The organism is Candidatus Phyllobacterium onerii, from assembly GCF_028331445.1.
Lineage (GTDB): Bacteria > Pseudomonadota > Alphaproteobacteria > Rhizobiales > Rhizobiaceae > Phyllobacterium > Phyllobacterium onerii.
This window is the reverse complement of sequence record NZ_JAQMHX010000012.1, coordinates 1-23,219: the sequence shown is the minus strand read 5'-3', so window position 1 is coordinate 23,219 and position 23,219 is coordinate 1. Positions and strand designations below refer to the sequence as shown.

Here is a 23,219-nt window from a genome sequence, read left to right as displayed (position 1 = left end):
CATGGAATACCCACCGGCTTTCGTAGAAGCTTATGCGGCGAGCGCTGTTCGCACCCCTTCCGCCAAATCGTTCAATTCATCCGCTGTGTTACGACCGATCAGCATGTAACCATGGGTCTGATCCGACCAATAGACGACGTTCATGCCGTGTCGTCGCTCGGTTTGCGGCGAACGCGGTCCACTCGACGATTGAACAATGCACAGAGCCATTGGTCCGTGTTCGGGATCGAGATAGGCGATCTGCCCAAGCGGCTTGCCATCATACTGGAGAACCTGCGCGCGTTTGAGCGGGATCCCCGGCAACGACACTGCCTGCAGAGGAAGCGAGAGGCCGAGCGCGTCTCCTACGTTCTGTAGCTGCGCGCTCTGCGATTGCTCGTCGCTATCGAGATTGGCAAGTGTGTCGGGCGTGTAAAGCGACAGGTATTCGGCAACGACTGCCCGCCAGTCGTCATCATGATCGCTGGAAGCTTGCTTGAACGCCATGAAACCTCGATCGGCAGCGACGCCGACAAAGACCAGCCCGATGGCTGCGGCCATGAAACCGCGGCGGCTCAACCCCCTTGAAGCGGGCTCGCCGGTGATCGAAGCAGGGAGCCCGCCCAGGATAGCTTCCAGCTTTGCTGTGGGGGCGTTTTCGAGCAGCGGCTGGAACGCATCGTAAAAGGCCATTTCACTGCGCGAGAGGAATTCATATCGCGCGGCGACCGCCTCATCGATCTTGATCAGCCTATCGATCCGCGCGCGCTCCTCGCCATCAAGTTCGCCGTCGAGAAACGCGACCAACATTTCGTCGGAGGGCATTTCGGCGTGTTTCAGATCAACCATCATTTCCCTCCTTTCATCTGTTTGGCCTTCACATCGGGATCGGCGTGTTCGGCGAGTTTGGCACGGGCCGTTGCCAGGCGGCTCATAACCGTGCCGATTGGTACATCAAGGACCTCCGCGACCTCGCGATAGGACAGACCCTCCACATAGGCAAGAAACACGGCGGTCCTCTGCGCCTCCGGCAATTCATTTACCTGGCGCAAGACCTGGTTGGCCGTGACGTGCGTTTCGGTTTCATGTTCGCCGTCGAAGGAAAGGGTTACGTCGGCGTCGACGAAACCATTACCCATGCGAATGCGGCGCGAGCGGACCTCATTAAGCCAGATCGAATGCATGATCGAGAACAGCCACCGATCAAGCCTTGTCCCACTCGTGAATTGGCTGGCGCGCTCCAGCGCGCGAACACAGGTCGCCTGTACGAGATCATCGGCAACGTCGCGCTGGCGGGACAGTACAATACCGTACCGCCAGAGCCGGCCGAGATACTGGGCAAGGCTCGCCCGGATTTCGTGTTCGCTCGCGATGATTGCCTCCGTCCAGACAGGTCCACTGCGGACATCCGCCGCTGACGACGCGTCTGGTGTCGCCCGACTATAAGCAGAAAGTTGGCGATGAGCGATGGTCACCTTGATCCCTTCTTTGTGAACAAATCACAACCGCTTTCAGCCGGGCGATAGCCAGGTCAGATCTTCGAGGGCTTTTCGATCGCCTCATGGAGATCGCGATATTCCTCGCAGGTGGTCCCGCAGATCGACTTGATCGTCATCAACTGGTCCTTGGCGAGATCGAGCTGACCCTTGATGACATAGGCTTCGCCAAGATACTCGCGAACCTTTGCGTATTTCGGATCGAGCGCTACGGACTTCTTGTACCAGGAGATGCCTTCATCGGTGCGGCCGAGCTTGCGTGTGGCATAGCCGCGATAGTTGAGTGCTTCCTTGGTGTTTGGATCTTTCAGCGTATCGAGCATTTCCAGTGCTTCCTGATAGCGCCCGGCCTTGGCCAACGTGTACGCGTACTCGGTGCGGTCCTTGTCGGGAACGGCGCTGCTGGTCTTCTTGACGCATTTCTTGGCCTTGGAACTCCAGACCTGGCCCTTGGGGCAGGTGGGCGTCGTGGCGGAATCGTCGGTACCGCCGCCGCCGGCAGCAAAGGCCGGCATGGAAAAAGCAGCGAGGGCGAGGCTGGCACCGAGCAAGGTGGATGTGATCGAGTGTTTCATGAGTTCTGTCTCCGAATGACAATCTGACATGTGGAGAACACGCCGCGTCCTGATTTATTCGAAGATCTGGCCAAATATTTCGAGGCGGACAATAGCTAAACGAATCGGGCTGCGGCAGGCGGTAAACAATATTGCCGCAATTGATTTTCCAGAAGCTGCCAGAAACTGGAATTGTTTACTCATATTCGGAAGGATTCTGACTCCCGGTGCGTTCTGTCCGGAGGAACAAGGATTTATACTGCAACAAAGTGAATTTGTGAATGAAAAGCGTATGGCATGAACGGTAGACCAGTCGAGCGTGTGGATGAGGCCAGCGGACAGTTTTTGCAATCCTTGATTGCAGGAACCGAAGCGGGATCAACCGTGTCGACAGGTGGCAAGCGCCAGGCTCTCTCTGTAATCGACGCAGCAAAGCAGCGCGTCGACGCCGCGAGGCGCGCTGCAGACAACAGTCTTGATCGCGCCAAGGCTGCGCCGAAACCCCACGAGATCAGCAACCCTGCCTTCGTCGCGCTGTTTGAGGCGCATCAACGGGACAGGGAAATGCTTTTCGAAGCGATGAGAGCGCTCGAGAGGGTACAAAGCGGTAGCGTTTCGTACGCGCGCTGAGTAGAGTCTGGGCATATATTGTCGGGAAATCATCCAATGTCTGAACTCAAGATCAGGACCCGCTCCGTAGGCGCAACGTCCGTACTCCAGCCCAAGGAACTGCCGCTCGTCACGTCGGAGACGGGAGGCAAGATGGGCGTTGTTACCTCGGTTTCCGAACCAGGCTTCAGCCCGATCGATTTGCTCTACAGTTCATTGTCGGCGTGTATTGCATTGAGCGCGCGTATTGCCGCCAGCCGCCTTGGCGTTACCGATAGGCTCGGCGAAGTCCGCGTGCACGTGACTGGCGAAAAGGCGCATGACGGGCCGTCGCGCATCGCCCGCTTCGATATTGCCATCGAGATCGACGGCGATCTCGACAACGCCACGAAGCATCAGATCGTCGAGGCTGCCGAAGAGATATGTACCGTCAGCAATACGTTGCGCGGCAATGCCGATTTCGTCACCAAGCTAGCGGACTGAAGCGGCGTCAGGTCTTTCTTGTGTGCCCGGAGACTTCGGCTCCGGCATTCCACGGCAATTCCAGAAAACGAAGTGCAGACACAACGCCGATAAGACCGACGACGAAGAATGCCGTGCGAAAATCCGTCAGCGATGTGGTGGCATTGCCGTGAGCCATTTGCGACAGGTTGAGAACCATGGCGGCGATGGCAACACCGAGCAGCATCGACATCTGCTGAAGCATGCTGGAAAGTGTCGACGCAGAACTGCGCTGTGAAGCGTTGATATCGGCAAAGGTCAGTGTGTTGAGCGCCGTGAACTGCATCGAACGCGAGAGGCCCGCGACGAGCAGGAGCGCAAAAGAGATGATCTCGGGCGTTTCGGCGGATAGAAGCGAACAGGCCGCGAGGGACAGCGCTGCGATCAGACCGTTGAAGCAAAGAATCGAGCGAAAGCCGAAACGCCTGAGTAGCGGCGTGGTGACGACCTTCATGCCAAGATTCCCAACGAAATATACCAGGATGAAAGTGCCCGTCCTGATGGCGCTGAAGCCGAAGCCGACCTGAAATAGCAGCGGCAACAGGAATGGGGCCGAGTTTATCGAGACGCGTCCTGCCGTTCCGGATGCGGCCGTGGCGATGGCAAAGGTGTGGATCCTGAAAACTGACAGATCCAGCAGCGGGTTTTTGATGACCAGAAAATGTCTCGCCGCGATGACCGACAACAGCGAACCGCCCACAAGCATGCCGACGGCGATGTAGAACTCGTGGATGCCGTGCGTGAAGGATTCGAGGCTGGAGAGGACAAGCGCCAAACCGGCTGCGGAGAGGACGAAACCTTTCATGTCAAACTTCGGAACTGACGTTTCGCGCTGGTCCGGAACGAATTTGAGGACCAATAGAATACCAAGGGCGCCGAGCGGTATATTTATGAGAAAGTTCCAATGCCAACTCAGATAGGTGGTGATGAAGCTGCCAAGGACAGGGCCGATGACCGGCGCGAACAGCGCAGGCCATGTGATGAGGGCGATAGCTGATACAAGCTCGGACTTCTCCGCATTGCGTAGCACGATCATGCGCCCGACCGGGGTCATCAGGGCACTGCCCACGCCCTGAACGGCACGCGCGCCGACGAACTGCCAAAGCGTTTCCGACAGACCGCAGACAAGTGAGGCGATCGTGAAAATGGCGATAGCGGCAATGAAGACATTGCGCGCACCGAAGCGATCACCCATCCAGCCCGAAATCGGGATGAAAACGGCCATGGACAGCATGTAGACGGTGATGCCGATGCTCATCGCCACGGGCTCGATGCCGAATGAATGTGCCATCTGGGGCAGAGAGGTTGTGATGATTGTCCCGTCAAGCATCTGCATGAAGAAGGCGACTGCGACAACGAGAGCAACAAGGCGCGGTTGCCGCGCTGTGACGGCTGTTTCCTCGCCGTCCGATAGTGCAGTCGTCATTTCAAAACCTCAGTGCATTTCATGCGGGATGGCCACGACGCTGCGCAGCCAAAAATCAAAGTGCCGGGCCCGCAATTCAGGCCCGGCAACCGGATTTGTCAACGTGGCTCGCGGATTATTGATTGGCGTCGAGTTCCTTGTAGGCAGCATCGAGATAGCTGGTATCGACCCATTTGCTGTAATCGATCGTTCCTTTCAGAAGCTTTGCCTCTGCCATGAACTTCTCTTCTTCCTTGAGCGAATTGAGCGCTTCGTCGGTGATCTTCGGGTCCTGATAGAACACACCATCCTTATAGGTCTTGCGAACCGATTTTTCCGAGGACTTGGTCTCGTCGACAAATATCTTGATCGTGTCTTCCGGGTGTGCGTCAGCCCAGCGCGAAATCTGGATATCGACCTTCAGCAGGCGTTTGACCAGATCGGGATATTTCTCCGCAAAGGCGCCATTGACTGAAATGACGTTCGGCACGGCCCATTCGGGGTGCTCCGATCCATCGAGAAGAATACGTGCCTGGCCGGTATCGACGAGTTTTGCCGCCGTGCTGTCTGTCTCCACGATCGCGTCGATATCACCACGCAGCAGTGCAGGGCCTGACGCCTCGAATGGCAGATTGAGCGATTCCACGTCGTCGGTTTTCAAGCCGGCAGCTTTCAGCGCCTTGCTGAAATTCGAGTGACGCACTGTGCCGGCGAGATATGCAACCTTCTTGCCCTTCAAGTCGGCGACGGTTTTCAACGGCGAGTTCGTCGGAACGATGATGGCCGAGCCGCCTGTTTTCACGAAACTGGAAATACCGATCAGTTTGACATCCGCACCCGATGCGGCGACGCGCAGGGCAGGGTTGTTGCCGGTATAGGTGACCTCGATAGCGCCAGTGGCGAGGGCCGTGGTCGCCTCGGAACCACCCCCGGTGAAGGTCACAAGTTCGACCTTGATACCATCCTTGGCAAATTCCTTTTCCAGCCAGCCATCATGCTGGGCCAGAATGAATTTCAGATGGCCAGGTGCGGTACTGCCGATGCGAATCACATCCGGCTTTTCCTGTGCGACGGCGGGCAGGGCGAGGCTCGTCAAACCGAGTAGTGAGGCGGCGACAGCCTTTATCAGGGTCCGGCGCAAAACGCCGTTGTTTGAAATCGTCATAATATGGTTCCTTCGTTGGCGTTTTGCAGAAAGTGAAAATTCTTAGTGAGGTGAGGTGTCGGATTGACCCTTCCACGAGGTCGCCCAACGCTCAAACCAGACCAGCAGATAATTCACGATCAACCCGATGAGTGTCATCGTCAGAATGCCGGCATACATATCGCCGGTTTCCATCATCAGCTGCGACTGCTGGATGAGGTAACCGAGGCCAGATTTGGCAGCGAGCATTTCGGCGCCGATAACCGCGAAGATGGATGATTTCACCGCGAGACGCGCTCCCGCAACGATGGAGGGAATGCTCGCGGGGAGGATGACTTTGCGGAACAGGTCGACATCCGATGTTCCCATCGAGCGCGCCGCTTTCAACAGAAGGGGATCGACTGCCTTGACGCCGCTGATCGTGTTCACCAGCAGGAAGAACACTGACGAATAGAAGGTGATCGCAATCTTGGACGCTTCGCCTATGCCGAGGAGCAGAATGAAGACCGGCAGCAAGGCAAACTGCGATGTGTTGCGGAGAGTTTGAACCAGCAGATCGGAGATCTTTTCGAAAAGCGAGTAACGCCCCATCAGGAACCCGAGCGGAACGGCAACGATCGTCGCCAATCCAAAGCCGATCGCTGCCCGCTGCAGGCTGATGCCGATATGCTTGGCGAGGACGCCGCTTTCTGCCAAGCCGATCCATGAGCGGCAGACATCGCTGAGCGGCGGGAAGAAGATCGGATTGAGCCAGCCGAGACGCGGTGCGATTTCCCACAGCAGGAAAAACAGGATGAGCAGGGGCAGACCATAGCTGAAGGTGCCGTCCCCGCGCGCCGTCTTGTGCTTTCGCGTAGGCCGGGCAGCACCGCGCGCTGCTATTGATGGCAACCTGATGCCGATGCCTGGTTTTTCGCTGATATAGGCCATGTTCCGTTCCCTGGATCTTTAGTTGGCGTAGGCAGGCGACAACGCCCAATCCTTTTGCGCCTTGTTGACTTCATCACGCAGTGCTTCCCAAACGCGGGCGCGATGTGCGTTGAATTCAGTGCTGGACCGAATGTCGCCATCGCGCGGGCGCGGCAGATCGATATCGATGATCTCCTTCACCGTGCCGGGACGAGCGGTCATCACAACGATGCGGTCGGCGAGATAAATCGCCTCGTCGATGGAGTGCGTGACGAAGATCACAGTCGTGTTGATCTTCTCCCAGATCTTCAGGAGTTCGCTCTGCAGGATTTCACGCGTCTGCGCATCGAGCGCCGCGAATGGTTCATCCATCAATAGCACTTCGGGATTGCTCGCCAAGGCGCGGGCGATAGCCACACGCTGCTGCATTCCACCGGAAAGCTGATTGGGATAGCGATCCTCGAAACCGGACAGTCCGAACAGAGCAAGGAAATATCGCGCGCGGTCGCCGCGTTCGCGCTTTGGCACCCCGCGGACTTCCAGTGCATATTCGATGTTCGACAGGGCGGTGCGCCAAGGGAAGAGCGCATATTGCTGGAACACATAACCGGTCTTGGGATCCGGCCTGGTGATGGTGGTACCGTCCAGTTGCACGATGCCCTTGCTCGCCTGCGTCAATCCGCCGATGATATCGAGCAGCACGGATTTGCCGCTGCCGCTTGGACCAACCAGCGTGATGAACTCGCCCTTGCGGATGTTCAGATCGACGCCATCGAGGACGGTGACGCGATCGGTCTCTTCACCGTCGACTGTCACATATTGACCCGGCTTGAGCTGGAAGGTTTTTCTGATACCCGAGACGACAATTCTGTCCATCTGCATTCTCCTTCAAACTGCCGCGACGCGAATGCGATGGGTCGGGTCATGTTCGGTTCCGCCCGCCTTGCCGCGTTTCCAGCCGAGCGCGCGCGCATAACTGCCAAACAGATTGCGTTCCTCGACCTCGGCTTCTGTGATTGGAAAGTGGCCTTCCGCACGATGCGCGACGTAGAGCGCATCGACGGGACAATAGATTTCGCAGAGGTAGCAGGTCTGGCAATCATCTTGGCGCGCTATGATGGGCGCCGAATCCGGCACCGCATCGAATACATTCGCGGGGCAAACCTTGACGCAGATATCGCATTCAATACAACGGCTTGCGGAGACAATCTCAATCATGACGCGATGCCCTCGCGACTGATTTGCGCTTCGCCAATGCTGATCGCATCAACCCCGCTGACGAGGATGCGCCGGGCAAATGCCGGATCATTACCGGGACGGTCTGCCCGCCGGTGCATGCCGCGGCTTTCATTGCGGGCAAGTGCGGACGCCAGCGACCAGCGCGCCGAAGCGGTGATCGATGCGGTTTCGCGACTGCGCACGCGTTCCACACCTTCTGCGTGAAGGTGCTGACGGACATCATTCCACAGGCTCTCCAGCCGCTCGCTGCTGGTGTGCAAGGTTGTACCGTCGCGAAAATAATTCTTTTCGAGCGGAATGACTTCGGCGCGAACAGCTTCCATGATTTCGGCGGGGTGCAGGTCCGCTCGAGCGTTTCCAGCCGGTCGCAGTCCCGCTTCGCCAAGGGGTTTCGACATGGAACGGAAAGCTTTCCGTGCTGATTTACGCGCGTGGGTCGAAGCGCCTTTGCCTGACCACCAGCCGCTGGCGATAGCCCAGGACGAATTGACCGCGCCGCCGCCCGACACCGCACCTGTCATGTTCTCGCGGCTGGCGGCGTCGCCGGCGACGTAGAGCCCGGGAACGCCCGTGCCGCAATCGGCGGTCGCGAGCATGATGCCGCCGGTGCCTCGTACCGTGCCTTCGGCGCGCAGTGTGATGCGGAACAAGTCTTTGAACGGATCGATGCCCGCACGGTCATGTGGCACGAAGCAATTGGGCTGGCCGCGACGCAGCCAATCCTGCAAGGCGGGCTCGGCATGGTCGAGACGGGCAAAAACCGGGCCCGCTATCAGCGCCTTCGCAATATCCTTTTCGCGCTCGCCAATGCCGTTGGAAACCTGTTCACCGTTGGCGTCGAGGAGGGGTGATCCATCCTCGCGGTAGAACGTGGCCCACCTGTAGGGCAGGCCTTTGTTGAGCGACGTTTCATAGGGGGCAAGCGTGTACTTCCCGGTGAACTCCATGCCGGAAAGATGCGCCCCGGCTTCCGCAGCCATCAGATAACCATCACCTGTGAGGCCGGTTGCACCGAGGATACGCTCGTGAAAGGCACATCCGCCGGTTGCGAGCACAACGGCTTTCGCCTCGACACTCCAGTCGCGGTTGCGCTGCCGGTCAACGCCGGAAGCGCCTGTGATTGCATCGCCATTCGACAAAAGTTCAAGGGCAGGGTGGTGGTCAAGCACGGTGATACCGGCCTTCAGTACCCGCCGTCGCATGAAACGCATGTAGTCGGGACCGCGAAGGTTAGCGATGTAAAGCTGGCCGTCATCTTCGTGCGGAAACAGGTAGCCCCACTCGGAAAGCTTCACCAGATTTTCGTAAGCCTGATCGACGCAGCGCAGCATCCAGCGCTGATCGGCAAGCCCGCCGGTGCGCTGCCAGCGCCGCTCGACAGCCTGGCCACGATTTTCGCCCGGCGGTACGCACCAGGTTCCGGTGTTGGACGGAGCTGTGGCGCCGCTCGTGCCAAGGTACCCCTTGTCAGCGAGGACTACACGAGCTCCATCTTCTGCAGCGGCCAGCGCTGCCCATGCGCCGGAAGGACCACCGCCAAGCACCAGCACATCCGCTTGCAAATGCAGCGGATCGTTGATGGTGGATTTTACCTGATAAGATGATGACATGCGTTCTCCGGTAGTCGACCGAACGTCAAACCCTTGCCGGGCCTGACGCTTGTTTCGGAAATTCTCAGGCAGCGTGGGAAAGGGAGGACGGCTCACTGCCTTCCAGCCATTTGATGTTGCAACCAATGGATGCGACCTGCTTGTCAGATGGCTTCTGGCCAAGAAGGACAGCATCGACCGCAGCTCTGATGTCCGCGCCCGTTACTGGCTTGCCATTGCCGGGACGCGCATCGTCGAACTGGCCGTGATAGGCGAGGCGGCGCTCAGCATCGAAGAGAAACAGATCGGGCGTGCATGCGGCTCTATAGGCCCTGGCGACGGTCTGTGACTCGTCCTTCAGATATGGAAATGAATAGCCGAAGTTGGTGACTTCCTCGCCGATACGTGCAAGCGTTTCTTCCGGATGTGCCTTCGCGTCATTGCTGTTGATGGCAACGATCTGCAATCCCTTCGGCGCATATTCGAGCGCAAACTGTGCCAGCGCTTCGCGCAGCAACACAACGAACGGACAACGGTTGGAGATGAACGCGACGAGCAGAGCGGGCTTTTCGGAGAAGCTCGAAAGCTCGTAGAGCCTGCCGGCCGCATCCGGCAAAATGAAGTCAGCGGCTTTTGTGCCGAGCGTAATGGCGTTTGATTCTGTCTTAGGCATTGTGCGCTCCCATTGATCAAAAAGTGTCGGCAGAGCTCAGATGTCCGCCTGACACCAATACTCTACTGAATCGGTAGTGTATGGAGAGGCATATTATTTTGGAGATGGTAGTTTTTTGAAAATTATCGTCCTGCCGGCACCGGGACCGATTAAAATGAGAGACCAGAAAAGATCCGTACGCGAAATTTCCCGTGAATTGGAGGACTCCGGGGTTGTGGCGACGAGCTTGGTTCAACCTGAGGCTTTTTTGTCGCGCCGCGCAGAAAAGCGAAAAGACATATGGCCATAGCCAGCGTCGAGGATTATATCCCGCTCATCCAAGCCACTAGTGCTTACTATCCACGGTTGCCTCCATCTCGATCCAACCGTGCCATCGAGAGCTATTTCAGCGATGTCAGACCAGACTCGTCAGGTCGCTACCGGCCAGCCGAGCGCTCCCATTGGGGCGACTCTAAAACCCGCTCCAAATTTTCGCCTAATCGCACTGATTATCGCCAGCGCCATGTTCATGGAGCAACTCGACGCAACAGTCCTTGCGACCGCGCTGCCGACAATGGCGCGCGATTTCGGCGTCAGCCCGCCATCGATGAGTATCGCGCTGACATCGTATCTCCTGAGCCTGGCGATCTTTATTCCTGCTAGCGGCCGGGTAGCAGACCGGTTTGGATCCCGCACGGTTTTTCGAACCGCGATCGCAGTATTCACGCTCGGGTCGATACTCTGTGCCCAAGCGCCGAACCTGACTTTTCTGGTATTTGCCCGGCTCATCCAGGGGCTTGGCGGCGCCATGATGATGCCGGTCGGGCGTCTCGTCCTCATGCGCAGCGTCCAGCGCAAGGACTTTGTTGCGGCCATGTCATGGCTGCTTGTGCCCGCGCTTATAGGCCCGATACTCGGACCGCCGGTTGGCGGCTTGATCGTCACCTATCTCGATTGGCGCTGGATATTCTATATCAACGTTCCGATCGGCGTTCTCGGCTTCATCCTGGTTTCGATATACATTGAGGAATTCAAGGGTGAATCGAAGGGCAAGTTCGATAGCTTCGGACTGTTTCTTTCCGGCGTGTCGCTCGGTTCGCTGCTGTTCGGATTTGAAATGTCCAGTCGAAGCGGCGAGGCGGGGACGTCCATTCTTCTCATTGCCATCGGACTTGTGTTCGGTGCCGCTTACCTGCGCCATGCGCGCAATCACCCGTCGCCGATCCTCGATTTTTCCCTAATGCGGGTTCCGAGTTTCAAGGAGTCGGTCATGGCTGGTTCGCTGACCCGCATTACCCAAGGTGCACAACCATTTCTGTTGCCCCTGATGTTGCAACTGCAGTTCGGCCTCTCAGCAGCTTCAGCCGGCGGCATCGTGATTGCAACGGCGCTTGGATCGATGCTGATGAAGGCGACGGCCGGCAAAATACTCAAACGATACGGCTTTCGCAACAGCCTGACAGTCATTGGCTGGATTTCAACGCTTGGCTACGCGCTCTGTGCGTTCTTCCGTCCGGATTGGCCAATCTGGCTTATCTTCGCGATCCTGTTCTTTTGCGGGTTCTTCATGTCGTTCCAGTTCACAGCCTACAACATCGTCGCTTACGACCAGATCGATCGGGAGCGGATGAGTTCGGCAACAAGTTTCTATACGACCTTCCAGCAGTTGATGCTTTCGCTCGGCATCTGTGTCGGCGCACTGGCTCTGAGCACCTCGATGCTTGTGCAAGATCACACGGACCCCAAGCTTGGCGACTTTTCCGCGGCGTTTCTCGTCGTCACGGCAATCTCGCTCACCGCGACGATCTGGAACAGGCGCTTCTCGCCCACCGCTGGCTCTGACATCAGCGGGCATCAGGCGTAGAGCTGTCCAATTCAGAGTACCTTGCCCGGATTCATGATTCCGTTCGGATCGAGCATGGCCTTGATCGAGCGCATGAGAGCGAGCTTCACCGGATCGACAAATACCTGCAACTCCTGCTGTTTATCCAAGCCGATACCATGCTCTGCAGAGAACGATCCGCCTAATTCGCGTAGATTGGCGTAGACGATTGCCTTGGCGGCGTCCTTATCTGGCGCACCCGCAACGCCGACATGCAAATTGCCATCGCCGAGATGCCCGAACGCAAAGCCCTGGACGTCGGGTCCGAGCGTGGCGATGCCTTCGTTGAAGTGCGTCAGCCACGGTTCAAGTTCCTGCAATGGCACCGAGATATCGAACCAGTAGCCGTTCGGATGAACGCGATCGACCACGCTGCTGTCCTCACGAATGTTCCAGATTTCGGTGCGCTCCTTCTCGCTTTGAGCGAGGATTGCATCGACGACAAGCCCTTCTTCGATCGCCTCGGCGAGTGCTTCTTCAAGGTCTGATTGCGCCGTCTGCTGATCCGCTGCGTCAATTTCCAGGATGAGATATGCTGGCGCTTCGGTAAAGGCAGCGAGGGAAGCGGGGCCCAGATTTGCTGACGCCAACGCAAAATAGTCCCGTGCCATGAACTCCCCACGAAGGAGATCAAGACTCCGTTGGAGCTTGCGGAACAGAGTAATCGCATCGGTTGCAGAGGGGCAGGCGACGAGTGCCGTCGCTGTGAATTCGTCCGCCGGCGCCAGCTTGATGACCGCCCGCGTTATGATGCCGAGTGTGCCCTCGGCTCCGATGAACAATTGCTTCAGGTCGTAACCCTCGTTGGATTTCGTCACCTGCACCATATCGCTCATGATCCTGCCATCAGGCAGCACCACCTCGAGGCCAAGAACACGATGACGCATGACACCGTGGCGAAAGGCCTCCATGCCACCGGCATTGGTCGAGATCATGCCGCCGATGGTGGCACTGCCGCGTGCAGCAATATCAATGCCGGTGGTGAGCTCCAGCTTTGCCGCCGCTTCCTGGAGCGATTGCAATGTGAGGCCGCTCCCCACAGTGGCAGTTCCGCCGTCTGCTGAAAGAGATTCGATCCTGTTCATGGCAGCAAGGGAGAGGATGATTTCTCCGATGACCGATACGCCGCCACCCACCAGCCCGGTGCGCCCGCCATGTGGCACGACGGCAATCCGGTGCTCGTTGCAAAGTCGCAGTACCGCCGCGACTTCTCCGGTATCCCTCGGGACGACCATCACGCCGGCATCGAGATTGCGTTCATCGGAACCGGGGTGAATGAGGCTCAATGTTTCACTGGTCTTCACGCCGCTGGCGCCGACGATCAAGCGCAGTTCGTTGAGGGTCTTGTCTGCAATCATTGCGGATCTGTCGTCCTGCGCCGGTCAATGAATATCCTGAAAGCCAGAATGACCGCCGTGATTACGATCAGCAAGACCGAGATCGCGGCGATAGCAGGATCGATGTTGTCGCGCAGTCCCATCCACATCAGACGCGGCAGGGTAATGGCGTTGACACTGGTGATGAAGAGCGTGACGCCGATTTCCTCCCACGACAGCACAAATGACAACAGTGCTGCGGTTGCAATGCCGAACTTGATGTTGGGGATGATGATCCTGAAGGCGCGTGTTGCCAGATTGGCGCCGAGGCCGCGCGCGGCAAGGTCAATGCGACGATCGACCTGATACAGCGCGACGAGAATGAGCACCACCGCAAAAGGCGTGATCATCACGGCATGGGCGAGCGCCACGCCCAGCCACGTGTCGTAGCCGATCCAGCTGTTGAAACTCGATAGCGTCGTCATCAGGAAATACAGCGTCATCGCGGAAACCACAGGCGGTACCACGAGGGGGAGTAGAACGAAGCCGATCAGCAGCGCCGAAAAGCGCGGCTGGAACATCCAGATGCCGAGTCCGAACATGGTTGCCAACGCCGTGGCTATCGCGCTCGACAGGATGCCGATGCGCAGGCTGAGCAGGATGCTTTGACCCCAGGCGGGATTATCCATCAACGCCTGGTAGTGGCGCAGGGAAAGATTGCCGGAGGGCATGGAGAGGAAGCGCGCCGGCGTGAAAGACACCGGAATAACGGCAATCAATGGCATCAGCAGGAAGAGGGCGACCGCTGTTGCAACGATCAATATGACAGGGCCTGGGCGGGAGGAGTTCATATTATCCAATCATATGCGCAGGTTTGATGAAGCGTCGCATCAATGCAAGGAGAATACCGATGAACACTACGAGGACAACGCTGATCGCTGCACCGAGCCCCCAATCCGGACTCTGGAATATCCGAAGGTAAACCAGTTCGGCCACCATGACGCTGCGGCCGCCGCCGAGGATTGCCGGGGTGACGAAGAAGCCGAGCGCAAACACGAAGACGATGAGCGCCGCACCGATCAACCCGCCATAGGTCAACGGCACGAAGACAGTCCAGAAAATACGCGTTCGCGATGCACCCATGCCGCGTGCCGCAAGCAAAACACGTTCGTCGATACTGCGCATGGCTGAAGCGATCGGAAACACCGCAAAGGGAATGAGGAAATGCGTCATGCCGATGATGACCCCAAGCTCATTGCGTGCGAGTGCAAGCGGTTCGCTGATGATGCCGGCCGATTGCAGCCACGTATTGATCAGTCCGCGGTTTGACAGCATCGCCAGCCAACCGAAGGCTCGCGTCAGCACCGATATCCAGAAGGGAACGAGAATGCAGAATTCCGCCAGCATGCGCTGAACCGAACTGCCCCGAACCCACACATAGGCGATTGCATAGGCCGTGACGAGCACCGCGGCGGTGACGATAAGGCAAATCCGCAAGGTACGAATGAAGACGGATTGGACGAGAGGATCCGTCATCAGCGCCCGGTATTGGCCGAGCCCGACTTCGGGCATGGTGAAACTCCAGCGGACGACACCCAGAAATGGAACGACATAGGCAAGGCCGAGGAACAGCAACAGCGGCGCCAGCAACAGAATCTTTCTGGAGGTGACCGATTTTCCGATCATTGGCGCTCCTGGCGTTATGAATCAAAGGCTTGGCGCGAAAACTTGATTTTCGCGCCAAGAGCGATCAAGCCGAGATGACTTTCGTGTATTCGTCGAACGCCTTGCCGTAATTTTCGGCATACCATTCCATGTCTAGCGGGACCTGCTTGGACATATTGGCAGGATCCACAGGATTGATGCGTTTCTTGTCCGCTGGGATCAGCGCGTCCGTCGCCGGATTTGCCGGGCCCTGGCCGAGCATGTTGAACATCTCGAGTTGTCGTTCCGGCGTCTGGGCGCTGGCGATGAATTTCATCGCATTGTCCTTGCCGCCAGGATTACCCTTCATCACGCCGAGGGCGCCGGGTGAAATCAGGCCCTGGTCCCAGATGAACTTGATATTGCCGCCGGAATCTTGCTCCAGCAACGACGCGCGCGTCGACCAGATGAGTGCCATGGAGGCTTCGCCATCCATCAGAACGGACTGGCTTTCTGCGCCACCGCCCCAATAGGCCACGACGTTTTCCTTGAATGCGGCAATCTTGTCATGCGCACGCTTGAGGTCCAGCGGATAGAGCTTTTCCGGTGCAACACCATCGGCGAGGAGAGCTGCTTCCCACATTGCCGAACCCCACTTGTAGAGCGATCGTTTGCCGGGAAACTTCTTCACGTCGAAGAAGTCGGCCATGCCGGTTGGGGCCTGGTCGCCGAATTTCGAAGAGTCGTACGCGATGATATAGGAGAAGAAATAGGTCGAGGCCGCATGATCCCAGCCAAAGCCGGGCCGCATCTTGTTCTTGTCGACGATCTTGTAATCGATCTCTTCCAGCATGCCCTGCTTGCCAAGGGAAATACCGGAGAAGGGATCAATATCCATCAAATCCCAGCTTGGCTTGCCGCTCTTGAACTGGGCAGTGATGGCACCCTCCGTGGGACCAGAACCATCCATCTTGACCGTGACACCGCTTTCCTTGGTGAACGGCTGGCCGTAAGCCTTGTCATAGGCCGTCATGGCGTCGCCGCCCCAGTTCACCAGAACGAGTTCCTTCGCTTGTGCGTATGAACCGGTTGAACGCAGCAGAGCCGGCGCACCAGCGAGCAGCAATGCTGCCATCTGTGTAAAGCGGCGGCGACTGATTTCCCCTTTCTCGACCTTGCTGGCGAGTATTTCGAGGCAGTCCTTTTGAAATGCATTATCCATTTTGTTTCCCTCTGGATGTTATTTGGTACATTCCGAATGCTGCCTAACCTCCGTCAGGCAACAAAAAGCCTTGGTGCACCGGCCATGAAACCCACACATCGGATTGTGGTGCTATCGGCGACGTCGAGGCCGTAGGCATTGAAACCGCAAGACTGGTTCCGCTGCGTGTTCGCAAATGGTACTTGGTCGACGCGCCGAAATAGGTGGCGCCTTCGACCCGGCAGGTGATGGCATTGCAGTCCGAAGTTTGCGGAGATGCCGAGATGAACATATGTTCGGGCCGGACAGCAGCAACGGCTTTCTTACCTGCCAGGGTGATGGATTTGTTGAGGATGATGGTCCGGTCCTCGAATTTGCCTGCGGCGGTTTCGCCATTCAATTCCACGGTGTCGAGTGGCAGAAGATTGATCTCCCCGAGGAATTCGGCGACGAAGCGGTTCGACGGCCGCTCATAGACGTCCTGCGGCTTGCCAACCTGCAAAAGCTCGCCGTGATTGAAAATGGCGACCCGCGACGATAGCGCGAGCGCTTCGGACTGGTCGTGCGTGACGAAAACGAAGGTCGTGCCTGTCTCCTGGTGCAGGCGTTTGACTTCTTGCTGCATCATTTCGCGCAAGTTCTTGTCGAGAGCCGAAAAAGGCTCGTCCAGCAGGAGAACGGAGGGTTCGAACACCAGAGCGCGGGCGAGGGCCACGCGCTGTTGCTGACCGCCGGAAAGCTTGGCCGGAAGTTTCTTTTCGTGGCCAACAAGACCGACACGGGCCACCATCTCGCCGACCTTTTGCTTAACGTCTGCGGATGAACGACCCCGCACCTTTAACGGAAAGGCGATGTTCTGCTCGACGGTCAGATGTGGGAACAGCGCATAACCCTGAAACACCATGCCATAGGAGCGGTCTTCAGCTGGCACATCGGTGATATCCTTGCCGTCCATCATCAAACGGCCGGTGGTTGGAGCCGTGAACCCGGCAAGAATCATGAGAAAAGTCGTTTTGCCTGAACCGGAAGGGCCGAGAAGGGTAAGGAACTCGCCCCGACCTATGTCGAGCGATAGATTTTTCAGCGCATGGAACGCGCCGAACGTCTTGCCAATCGATACAGCCTTGATCTCGGCGGCTTTCGCATCGCCCGGTTGCATGCTTTGAGGCATTGAGACCTCTTTCCCCTGCTTTTGTGAGAAGCCTAGGCACAATCCGCGATCTCGACAATTGAATTATATTGCCGCGATACGTGAATGAAATTCACGCCACTGCGCCAGAGCGCTCATGACTGGGTTTCACGCACTGCGGGTTTGCGACAAGCGCGATTTCAACCATTGCGTGAATGCAAGCTGAGCAGCATGATCGATTTTCGCATAATCCGTGACAAGAAAATAGGACTTCGGTGATTTGATGCTGAGATCGAACGGCCGGATGAGTTGACCAGCTCTCATGGCTTTGCGGCAGGTGAGTTCATCCCCCATGGCGATGCCCTGCGCGGTGATGGCGGCCGAATAGACGAGGTTCATGTCGGAAAACACAATACCTCGTTCCGAATCCGGATTGTCGACATTGGCGAGTGCCAGCCAACGGGTCCAGTCCTCGAAGTCGCCGAGGTGCAACAACGGCGCGCGCAAGATGTCCTTCGGTTCGGCGATACCGCCGAGATTGTTGAGGAGAACCGGGCTGCATAGCGGTGTGAACTCCACCTCGCATAGGAGTTCGACCGATCTACTTGGCCAATTGCCATCGCCAAACGCAATAAAGAGATCGACGCTGGCATCGCTGACATCATCGAGCTTGCGCGGCGTTATGATGCGCAGCGCCACATCAGGATATTTCTCCTGAAACTCGGCAATATGGGTGCATAGCCACAGCGAAGCGAAGCCCGCCGTGCAGCTAATGCACAGGGAACCGCCAGTACCAGCCGGGCTTTGCCGTTCGCCTGCATCGTCGATGACGATGAGCGCCTTGCGGACATCATTGGCATATTTGCGCCCGCGGGGCGTCAACGTGACGCCCTTTCCATCCCGTTGCAGCAGCTCGAACCCGAGATCGCGTTCGAGCAACCGTAACTGATGACTGACCGCGCTGCGGGTCAGATGCAATTCTTCCGCCGCTCGCCAGACGCTGCCATGCCTGGCGAAGCTTTCCAGCGCGCGAAGTGCCTGGGTGGATGGTATCCGCATCAAACGGTCCTTGGAGGAGGGGTGAATAGAATTTGCACGTTTTGAAAAAACATATCACTTTTTGTCCCGCCTTCCAGATGATTATCTCCTGACAGCGGGAGACGGAATTTGACTACGGCAGCAGCGGCATCGGCATTGAATTTCGTTGACGATCACAAGGCTGATCTGTCGTCCTGGACCCGTACAATCTTTGATTTTGGCGAGACTGCGTGGCGCGAATATCAATCGGCGGATTGGTATGTGATGCGGCTGCGTGAAGAAGGTTTTGATGTCGAGGCCGGCTCTGGCGGCATGCCAACGGCGTTCTGTGCCCATTGGACGAACAAGGCCGGAACAAATGGCAAGTCGCCGACGATCGGCATGTATGCCGAGTACGATGCGGTACCGGGCAACTGCCAGGACGCGTCGACGGCGAAGCGGCCACGTTCTGGATTAAGCGAGCACGCGGGCGGACATACGGATCCGCATTCGGGGCTTGGCATATCTGGTCTGGGTGGTCTGCTGGCGACCAAGGCGGCGATGCAGAAACATGGAATCGCAGGCACCCTGAGGTTTACCGGGGAGCCCGCGGAAAAAGTGCGCGGTTCCAAGCCGATCCACGCCGCCAAGGGCTATTATGACGGGCTGGACGGCATGATCTCGTTTCATCCGTTCTATATGCTGCCACTGTGCAATACCGTGCGCTGGGACACGCATTGCGGCGCCGCCTATTCGATGATCTATCGTTTCGTCTGCGATCAGCCTGAGCGATGGGGTTTGAGCGACGGCGCGCCCATCCCGCAATCCCATTCCGCGGTTCGTGCGCCCGGTGCCAATGACGCGCTGATGATGATGTACATGGCGTCGAAGGCGCTGCGCGATTCCATGCTGCCGCACCAAGGTGGCTGGTCTATCAGCGAAGCAATCCTGACAGCGGGGCAGGCGACGGCCGACAATCTTCCGGCAGGTCTTGCCGAAATCCAGTATATGATGCGTGTACCGACGATTGCCATGGCGGAGCAGGTGACTGCAGCGCTCGACCGCAACGCCGATCACGCTGCGGCGATGACCGGCTGCAGGGTGGAGCGGCACTGGGTTTGCAAGTCACGCCCAGGCCTTGCCAATCACGCGATGGCTGAAATCACCTGGGAGGCACTCAACATTGTCGGCGCGCCACGTTGGGATGAGACGGCGAAGGCCATTGCGCGGGAAATCCAGATTAATGCCGGTGTCGAGGCAATGGACGAGCCATTCATCGACGAATGCGAGAAGCTGATTTCACCGCAGGAGGCCGAAGCAATCCTGCGCCGGGACCTGCCGCCGTCACAGGTCAACTCCACGTCAGACGACTATACGGACATGACCTGGTACGCGCCGACAGTGCGTTTCTATGTGGCACGACCGGCTTTGAAAGCGCCCAAGGGCTACGCTTATCCGAGCTGGGTGATGAACGCGCTTGGCGGCATTCCGGCGACAATTGATCCAATGGTGGTCTGCGCTGCGAAGACTGTTGCGTTGACAGCCTTGCGCCTGCTTGAGGACGAAGGCGCGCGAAAACTGGCAAGGGATGAATTCATCGAACGGACAGGTGGCGGCGTTGGCGGCTCGAAATGGATCTCGCCGCTATGTGATTATGAACCGCCAATCCATTTCCGCTGGCCGGAATATGTAACAACTGCACGCGGGCGCGAATGGTGGATACCCACCGGCGCACAATAGGAGACAGTCCAATGACACGTCACGAACAGAACTTTGCGGCCGATGCTTTCACACTGAAGCGTCGTAATGCCAATGGCGGCACCAAACCACTCAAAAGCTGGGGGTTTCGCAATGAAACGGATCCGCTAACTGACGTGCTGCTTGGTTCGCCGGCTTTCCTTCGGCATATGGCGACGAGTTCGCTGTCGCGCAAACATTTGCGCGAAGCGCCTTGCAATATCCAGACCGCGCAGGCCCAGCACAAGGAGCTGGTTGCAGCCTACGAACATTTTGGCGTGAAGATCCATTGGCACGAACCGGAGCCTGAGCTGCCGATGCAGGTCTATTCGCGCGATTCGAGTGTGATGACGCCGTATGGCGCGATCATCACCGCCATGGCCAACTGGTGGCGTCGCGGCGAGAACTACGCGGCCATCCGCACCTATGAGCGGTTGGGCATTCCGATCTACGACATGGTCACTGCAGGCACATTCGAGGGCGGTGATTTCAACGTCATCGAGGAAGGCTGTGTCCTGATCGGCTGCGGCGGTGCACGCACGCAGGAGGAGGGCGCCCGGCAGGTCGAAGACTGGTTCCGCAAGGAGGGTTGGGAGACGCGCCTAGCGTTCATCGACGAATATTACGTCCACATCGACCTGATGGTTGTACCGATCGCACCGAAATTAACAGCCGTCTGTCTTGCCTGTACGGAGCCGGCTATCGTCGATTGGCTGAAATCCAAGGGGCACGAGATCATCGATGTGCCATTCCAGGATACGATGAATCTTGGCTGCAACTTCATGTCACTCGGCAAGGACCGCGTTATCGCGCCAACGTCGAGCAAGACCCTGATCGAAAAGCTCAAGGCCACTGGATTTGAAGTCGCTGCGGTGGATATGAGTGAAATCTCCAAAACCGGTGGTGGTATTCACTGCATGGCACAGGCGCTTTTGCGGTCACCGGAATAGGAATCGCGGACCGTTCAGATCGCGGGGCCGGGGGCGGATTGAACGATCTGGACGCCATTGATCTTGTAGGTGCCGCCGGGTTGCTTCACGAGTTGGTAGATGGCAGTCCAATCCTTGCCATCTGGTCCGGTGATCAGGACCTCCTGGATCACCTGATCGCCGGCGACCTTGTTCCGTCCGAAGGCGAAATTGCCGGGCCGATAGACAGGTTGGTAGGCCCGTTTGACCATCTCAAAAAAGAGAGACTCATTGAGGAATTTTCCCTGTATCTCTGGCGAAGCAAAGGAAAAAGCTGTACTCGCATCGTTTTTGAGAAAGGCTTCTATTTGCTGTTTTATGATTGATTGAGCCGTTTCGACGGCCTCCTCGGCAAACGCAATCGCAGGCACAGCAAACAATAGCAATGCACTGACAGCCAATCTCAAGCGAAACGCTCTAACCATATCCGTCCTTGGCGATAGGTCCTCTTTCACCGGACCTCGACAACCAGTATACGCTTTTCAGATCACCCGGAATTGAATTTCCACCAGCAAGGCGTCATTCTGCCAACTATGAGGAGAGTCGCAGCAATGCAAACGATAAGGTTCCTGGCTTTCGCGATGGTGTTTTCCGCGTCTGTATCTGCATTTGGATACGATGTAGCTGTAGCGGCAGATTGTGGCAGTACGGCTTCGCCAGGCCTAGACTGGAGTGAGTGTAGCAAGAAAAGCATTATAATACCGGGTAGCAACCTGGAGGGTGCCAATCTGACTGGAACCGATTTCAATGCAACGGATCTAGCCAATTCCAACCTGACGTCTGCTAACTTCGAAAAAGCCAGCTTGATGCGGGCGTCCTTGGCGGGTGCCAAAGCCGAGAATGCCAACTTCTCAAGGGTTGAAGCCTATCGATCAAGTTTCACAGGCATTTCTGCCGATGGTGCATCTTTTGCCAGCGCCGAATTTCAGCGCGCGGATTTCAGCGGAGCAAGCCTCAAGAAAGCAAATTTTGAGAAAGCGGAACTGGGGCGGGCGAATTTCCAGAAGGCAGCGCTGGCGGACGCACGGTTTTTCCTTGCAAACCTCTCGCGCGCCGATCTGACAGGGGCTGCCATCGGAGGCAAACCAGTGTTCGAAGGCGCATTCATGTTCCGGACCAGAATAGAAGGGTTGGACTTGTCCGCAGCGCAAGGGCTGCAGCAGTCACAAATCGATCTTGCGTGTGGAGACACGTCAACAAAGCTGCCGGCTGGACTGTCTACTCCCGGCAGTTGGCCCTGCACGGCTGATTAAGAAACAGCCTAGAGCTGATCATTATAAGGTTCTTTGGTTTCCCCAACGAGTTTGGCTAATTCAGAGAAGGACCAAGGTTTTTCCGCTCCGGTATCGTTGGCCACCTGGAGGACCCTGATAGGAAAGCAGACAGCGTTCCGATTTGACGGCAACAAGTCTTCGGCAAAACGATTATCCCCGTGAGCGGTCGCCTCGGCTTTTTGAAACGCGACGTCCAACTCGTCTTGCGAAACGAGCCCCTTGGCCACGAGTAATCGGTTTATCGATGCAATGGCGAGACACAGACCTTCAATTTGCAGATTGGCTGCGTTCATGGCTGGCATCCTCCTGGTTGAATTCGCTCAACGTTTGGAAGCGCAATTCGATCCAATTCAAAGGAGCTAATCTTGGCGACATGGTCCGTGAGGAACAAGTGAGGCCCAGATAGCCCATTTTTGGTTGGACTATACTGAGCCTCGTGTCAGGATACTTTTTGGAACTTGTCCAATGCCACCCTGGCAAAGGTGAAACGCGCAATGAGCGCGATGGTTCCAAATTTTTGAGTATGAACGAGCGGCGGAATCCCCGTCTGTGTTGCGCGAACCGGCTGTATTATGCCTCTATCTAGATAAAATATTGGCTGGAGAGGCTCGGTTCCTGCTTAAGGGCGACGTTGCGACGGAAATCTTCTTTTCGGTCTCACGTAATCAGAACGTTTCCAAAGCGAGAGGCCGTAAGCATTCTCCATGCAATCGAGAGGCTATTTGGGACTTCCGGAACTCACGTTGCCATGTTAAGGCCACTAAAGTTTTGTCGAGATGCCGCCTAATGACGAGGACAAGTAGCGAATGAAGGGAATAATCCTCGCAGGTGGAAGCGGTACACGTCTCTATCCATTGACCATTGCCGTCTCGAAGCAAATGCTTCCCATCTACGACAAGCCGATGATCTATTATCCGCTGAGCGTTCTGATGCTGGCGGGAATACGCGACATTCTGGTGATTTCGACACCGCAC

General features: G+C 57.1%; 25 protein-coding genes. 7 read left to right on the top strand and 18 right to left on the bottom strand.

Features of this window, described 5'->3' with window-relative positions:
• Positions 1–30: 30 nt before the first annotated feature.
• From PHA01_RS22515 to PHA01_RS22505, 3 genes are read right to left on the bottom strand one after another with little or no spacing between them, the layout of a single operon-like run.
• Entirely contained in the window at positions 31–831 is an 801-nt protein-coding gene (locus PHA01_RS22515) for an anti-sigma factor family protein (protein ID WP_271898579.1), read from the bottom strand.
• Positions 828–1,454, bottom strand: coding sequence for an RNA polymerase sigma factor (locus tag PHA01_RS22510; RefSeq protein ID WP_417021015.1), 627 nt, complete (start codon positions 1,452–1,454; stop codon positions 828–830). Before PHA01_RS22510 ends, PHA01_RS22515 begins: the two co-directional genes overlap by 4 nt.
• A gap of 56 nt (positions 1,455–1,510) precedes the next feature.
• Complete coding sequence (locus tag PHA01_RS22505; protein ID WP_271898578.1) at positions 1,511–2,050, bottom strand: tetratricopeptide repeat protein; 540 nt, start codon at positions 2,048–2,050, stop codon at positions 1,511–1,513.
• A 276-nt stretch (positions 2,051–2,326) separates the two neighbouring features.
• Between PHA01_RS22505 and PHA01_RS22500 the strand changes: the two genes are divergently transcribed.
• Both PHA01_RS22500 and PHA01_RS22495 read left to right on the top strand, forming a co-directional pair.
• Entirely contained in the window at positions 2,327–2,659 is a 333-nt protein-coding gene (locus PHA01_RS22500) for a hypothetical protein (RefSeq protein ID WP_271898577.1), read from the top strand.
• A gap of 36 nt (positions 2,660–2,695) precedes the next feature.
• Positions 2,696–3,121, top strand: a complete 426-nt coding sequence (locus PHA01_RS22495) for an OsmC family protein (RefSeq protein WP_271898576.1) — start codon at positions 2,696–2,698, stop codon at positions 3,119–3,121.
• Positions 3,122–3,128: 7 nt separating this feature from the next.
• Here the strand turns inward: PHA01_RS22495 and PHA01_RS22490 are convergent, their stop codons facing one another.
• From PHA01_RS22490 to PHA01_RS22460, 7 genes are all read right to left on the bottom strand, one after another.
• Entirely contained in the window at positions 3,129–4,565 is a 1,437-nt protein-coding gene (locus PHA01_RS22490; RefSeq protein ID WP_271898575.1) for an MFS transporter, read from the bottom strand.
• Positions 4,566–4,680: 115 nt separating this feature from the next.
• Positions 4,681–5,709: an aliphatic sulfonate ABC transporter substrate-binding protein gene (locus PHA01_RS22485; protein ID WP_271898574.1), complete on the bottom strand. Its 1,029-nt coding sequence runs from the start codon at positions 5,707–5,709 to the stop codon at positions 4,681–4,683.
• Positions 5,710–5,751: 42 nt separating this feature from the next.
• Positions 5,752–6,618: an ABC transporter permease gene (locus tag PHA01_RS22480; protein ID WP_271898573.1), complete on the bottom strand. Its 867-nt coding sequence runs from the start codon at positions 6,616–6,618 to the stop codon at positions 5,752–5,754.
• Between the two features lie 18 nt (positions 6,619–6,636).
• Positions 6,637–7,473, bottom strand: a complete 837-nt coding sequence (locus tag PHA01_RS22475; protein ID WP_271898572.1) for an ABC transporter ATP-binding protein — start codon at positions 7,471–7,473, stop codon at positions 6,637–6,639.
• A 12-nt stretch (positions 7,474–7,485) separates the two neighbouring features.
• The gene (locus PHA01_RS22470) at positions 7,486–7,815 is read right to left on the bottom strand and encodes a 4Fe-4S binding protein (RefSeq protein WP_112527140.1); all 330 of its coding nucleotides are present in this window, start codon (positions 7,813–7,815) and stop codon (positions 7,486–7,488) included.
• A complete protein-coding gene (locus PHA01_RS22465) occupies positions 7,812–9,446 on the bottom strand; it encodes an FAD-binding protein (protein ID WP_271898571.1) in 1,635 nt (544 codons plus the stop codon). Before PHA01_RS22465 ends, PHA01_RS22470 begins: the two co-directional genes overlap by 4 nt.
• Before the next feature lie 64 nt (positions 9,447–9,510).
• On the bottom strand, positions 9,511–10,098 hold the full coding sequence (locus PHA01_RS22460; RefSeq protein ID WP_271898570.1) for a thioredoxin family protein: 588 nt from the start codon (positions 10,096–10,098) through the stop codon (positions 9,511–9,513).
• A gap of 391 nt (positions 10,099–10,489) precedes the next feature.
• On the opposite strand from PHA01_RS22460, the gene PHA01_RS22455 reads away from it, so the two are divergent.
• Positions 10,490–11,941, top strand: coding sequence for a DHA2 family efflux MFS transporter permease subunit (locus tag PHA01_RS22455; protein WP_271898569.1), 1,452 nt, complete (start codon positions 10,490–10,492; stop codon positions 11,939–11,941).
• A gap of 11 nt (positions 11,942–11,952) precedes the next feature.
• Here PHA01_RS22455 and PHA01_RS22450 read toward each other — a convergent pair whose 3' ends face one another.
• The 6 genes from PHA01_RS22450 to PHA01_RS22425 form a co-directional block, all read right to left on the bottom strand.
• Complete coding sequence (locus PHA01_RS22450) at positions 11,953–13,317, bottom strand: FAD-binding oxidoreductase (RefSeq protein ID WP_271898568.1); 1,365 nt, start codon at positions 13,315–13,317, stop codon at positions 11,953–11,955.
• Entirely contained in the window at positions 13,314–14,126 is an 813-nt protein-coding gene (locus PHA01_RS22445; protein ID WP_271898567.1) for an ABC transporter permease, read from the bottom strand. Before PHA01_RS22445 ends, PHA01_RS22450 begins: the two co-directional genes overlap by 4 nt.
• A gap of 1 nt (position 14,127) precedes the next feature.
• Positions 14,128–14,961, bottom strand: coding sequence for an ABC transporter permease (locus PHA01_RS22440; RefSeq protein WP_271898566.1), 834 nt, complete (start codon positions 14,959–14,961; stop codon positions 14,128–14,130).
• Positions 14,962–15,025: 64 nt separating this feature from the next.
• Entirely contained in the window at positions 15,026–16,141 is a 1,116-nt protein-coding gene (locus PHA01_RS22435; RefSeq protein ID WP_271898565.1) for an ABC transporter substrate-binding protein, read from the bottom strand.
• 43 nt (positions 16,142–16,184) lie between these two features.
• Complete coding sequence (locus tag PHA01_RS22430; protein ID WP_271898564.1) at positions 16,185–17,291, bottom strand: ABC transporter ATP-binding protein; 1,107 nt, start codon at positions 17,289–17,291, stop codon at positions 16,185–16,187.
• 126 nt (positions 17,292–17,417) lie between these two features.
• Positions 17,418–18,308, bottom strand: coding sequence for a LysR substrate-binding domain-containing protein (locus PHA01_RS22425; RefSeq protein ID WP_271898562.1), 891 nt, complete (start codon positions 18,306–18,308; stop codon positions 17,418–17,420).
• 108 nt (positions 18,309–18,416) lie between these two features.
• On the opposite strand from PHA01_RS22425, the gene PHA01_RS22420 reads away from it, so the two are divergent.
• The gene (locus PHA01_RS22420) at positions 18,417–20,006 is read left to right on the top strand and encodes a zinc-binding metallopeptidase family protein (protein ID WP_271898561.1); all 1,590 of its coding nucleotides are present in this window, start codon (positions 18,417–18,419) and stop codon (positions 20,004–20,006) included.
• Positions 20,007–20,017: 11 nt separating this feature from the next.
• On the top strand, positions 20,018–20,953 hold the full coding sequence (locus PHA01_RS22415) for a dimethylarginine dimethylaminohydrolase family protein (RefSeq protein ID WP_271898560.1): 936 nt from the start codon (positions 20,018–20,020) through the stop codon (positions 20,951–20,953).
• Positions 20,954–20,967: 14 nt separating this feature from the next.
• Here PHA01_RS22415 and PHA01_RS22410 read toward each other — a convergent pair whose 3' ends face one another.
• Entirely contained in the window at positions 20,968–21,396 is a 429-nt protein-coding gene (locus PHA01_RS22410) for a DUF4864 domain-containing protein (protein WP_271898559.1), read from the bottom strand.
• A gap of 156 nt (positions 21,397–21,552) precedes the next feature.
• Between PHA01_RS22410 and PHA01_RS22405 the strand changes: the two genes are divergently transcribed.
• Complete coding sequence (locus PHA01_RS22405; RefSeq protein ID WP_271898654.1) at positions 21,553–22,224, top strand: pentapeptide repeat-containing protein; 672 nt, start codon at positions 21,553–21,555, stop codon at positions 22,222–22,224.
• Between the two features lie 8 nt (positions 22,225–22,232).
• Here the strand turns inward: PHA01_RS22405 and PHA01_RS22400 are convergent, their stop codons facing one another.
• Positions 22,233–22,538 (bottom strand): hypothetical protein, encoded by a 306-nt coding sequence (locus PHA01_RS22400; protein ID WP_271898558.1) that lies wholly within the window; start codon positions 22,536–22,538, stop codon positions 22,233–22,235.
• A gap of 513 nt (positions 22,539–23,051) precedes the next feature.
• On the opposite strand from PHA01_RS22400, the gene PHA01_RS22395 reads away from it, so the two are divergent.
• Positions 23,052–23,219 (top strand): sugar phosphate nucleotidyltransferase (locus PHA01_RS22395; RefSeq protein ID WP_271895911.1); only part of this gene is annotated, 168 nt, incomplete at its 3' end.

Bases quoted from the DNA above. Each gene is read 5' to 3' on its own strand.
- PHA01_RS22515 (WP_271898579.1), bottom strand. From the start codon at position 831: ATGATGGTTGATCTGAAACACGCCGAAATGCCCTCCGACGAAATGTTG.
- PHA01_RS22505 (WP_271898578.1), bottom strand. From the start codon at position 2,050: ATGAAACACTCGATCACATCCACCTTGCTCGGTGCCAGCCTCGCCCTC.
- PHA01_RS22500 (WP_271898577.1), top strand. From the start codon at position 2,327: ATGAACGGTAGACCAGTCGAGCGTGTGGATGAGGCCAGCGGACAGTTT.
- PHA01_RS22495 (WP_271898576.1), top strand. From the start codon at position 2,696: ATGTCTGAACTCAAGATCAGGACCCGCTCCGTAGGCGCAACGTCCGTA.
- PHA01_RS22490 (WP_271898575.1), bottom strand. From the start codon at position 4,565: ATGACGACTGCACTATCGGACGGCGAGGAAACAGCCGTCACAGCGCGG.
- PHA01_RS22485 (WP_271898574.1), bottom strand. From the start codon at position 5,709: ATGACGATTTCAAACAACGGCGTTTTGCGCCGGACCCTGATAAAGGCT.
- PHA01_RS22480 (WP_271898573.1), bottom strand. From the start codon at position 6,618: ATGGCCTATATCAGCGAAAAACCAGGCATCGGCATCAGGTTGCCATCA.
- PHA01_RS22475 (WP_271898572.1), bottom strand. From the start codon at position 7,473: ATGGACAGAATTGTCGTCTCGGGTATCAGAAAAACCTTCCAGCTCAAG.
- PHA01_RS22470 (WP_112527140.1), bottom strand. From the start codon at position 7,815: ATGATTGAGATTGTCTCCGCAAGCCGTTGTATTGAATGCGATATCTGC.
- PHA01_RS22465 (WP_271898571.1), bottom strand. From the start codon at position 9,446: ATGTCATCATCTTATCAGGTAAAATCCACCATCAACGATCCGCTGCAT.
- PHA01_RS22460 (WP_271898570.1), bottom strand. From the start codon at position 10,098: ATGCCTAAGACAGAATCAAACGCCATTACGCTCGGCACAAAAGCCGCT.
- PHA01_RS22455 (WP_271898569.1), top strand. From the start codon at position 10,490: ATGTCAGACCAGACTCGTCAGGTCGCTACCGGCCAGCCGAGCGCTCCC.
- PHA01_RS22450 (WP_271898568.1), bottom strand. From the start codon at position 13,317: ATGATTGCAGACAAGACCCTCAACGAACTGCGCTTGATCGTCGGCGCC.
- PHA01_RS22445 (WP_271898567.1), bottom strand. From the start codon at position 14,126: ATGAACTCCTCCCGCCCAGGCCCTGTCATATTGATCGTTGCAACAGCG.
- PHA01_RS22440 (WP_271898566.1), bottom strand. From the start codon at position 14,961: ATGATCGGAAAATCGGTCACCTCCAGAAAGATTCTGTTGCTGGCGCCG.
- PHA01_RS22435 (WP_271898565.1), bottom strand. From the start codon at position 16,141: ATGGATAATGCATTTCAAAAGGACTGCCTCGAAATACTCGCCAGCAAG.
- PHA01_RS22430 (WP_271898564.1), bottom strand. From the start codon at position 17,291: ATGCCTCAAAGCATGCAACCGGGCGATGCGAAAGCCGCCGAGATCAAG.
- PHA01_RS22425 (WP_271898562.1), bottom strand. From the start codon at position 18,308: ATGCGGATACCATCCACCCAGGCACTTCGCGCGCTGGAAAGCTTCGCC.
- PHA01_RS22415 (WP_271898560.1), top strand. From the start codon at position 20,018: ATGACACGTCACGAACAGAACTTTGCGGCCGATGCTTTCACACTGAAG.
- PHA01_RS22410 (WP_271898559.1), bottom strand. From the start codon at position 21,396: ATGGTTAGAGCGTTTCGCTTGAGATTGGCTGTCAGTGCATTGCTATTG.
- PHA01_RS22405 (WP_271898654.1), top strand. From the start codon at position 21,553: ATGGTGTTTTCCGCGTCTGTATCTGCATTTGGATACGATGTAGCTGTA.
- PHA01_RS22400 (WP_271898558.1), bottom strand. From the start codon at position 22,538: ATGAACGCAGCCAATCTGCAAATTGAAGGTCTGTGTCTCGCCATTGCA.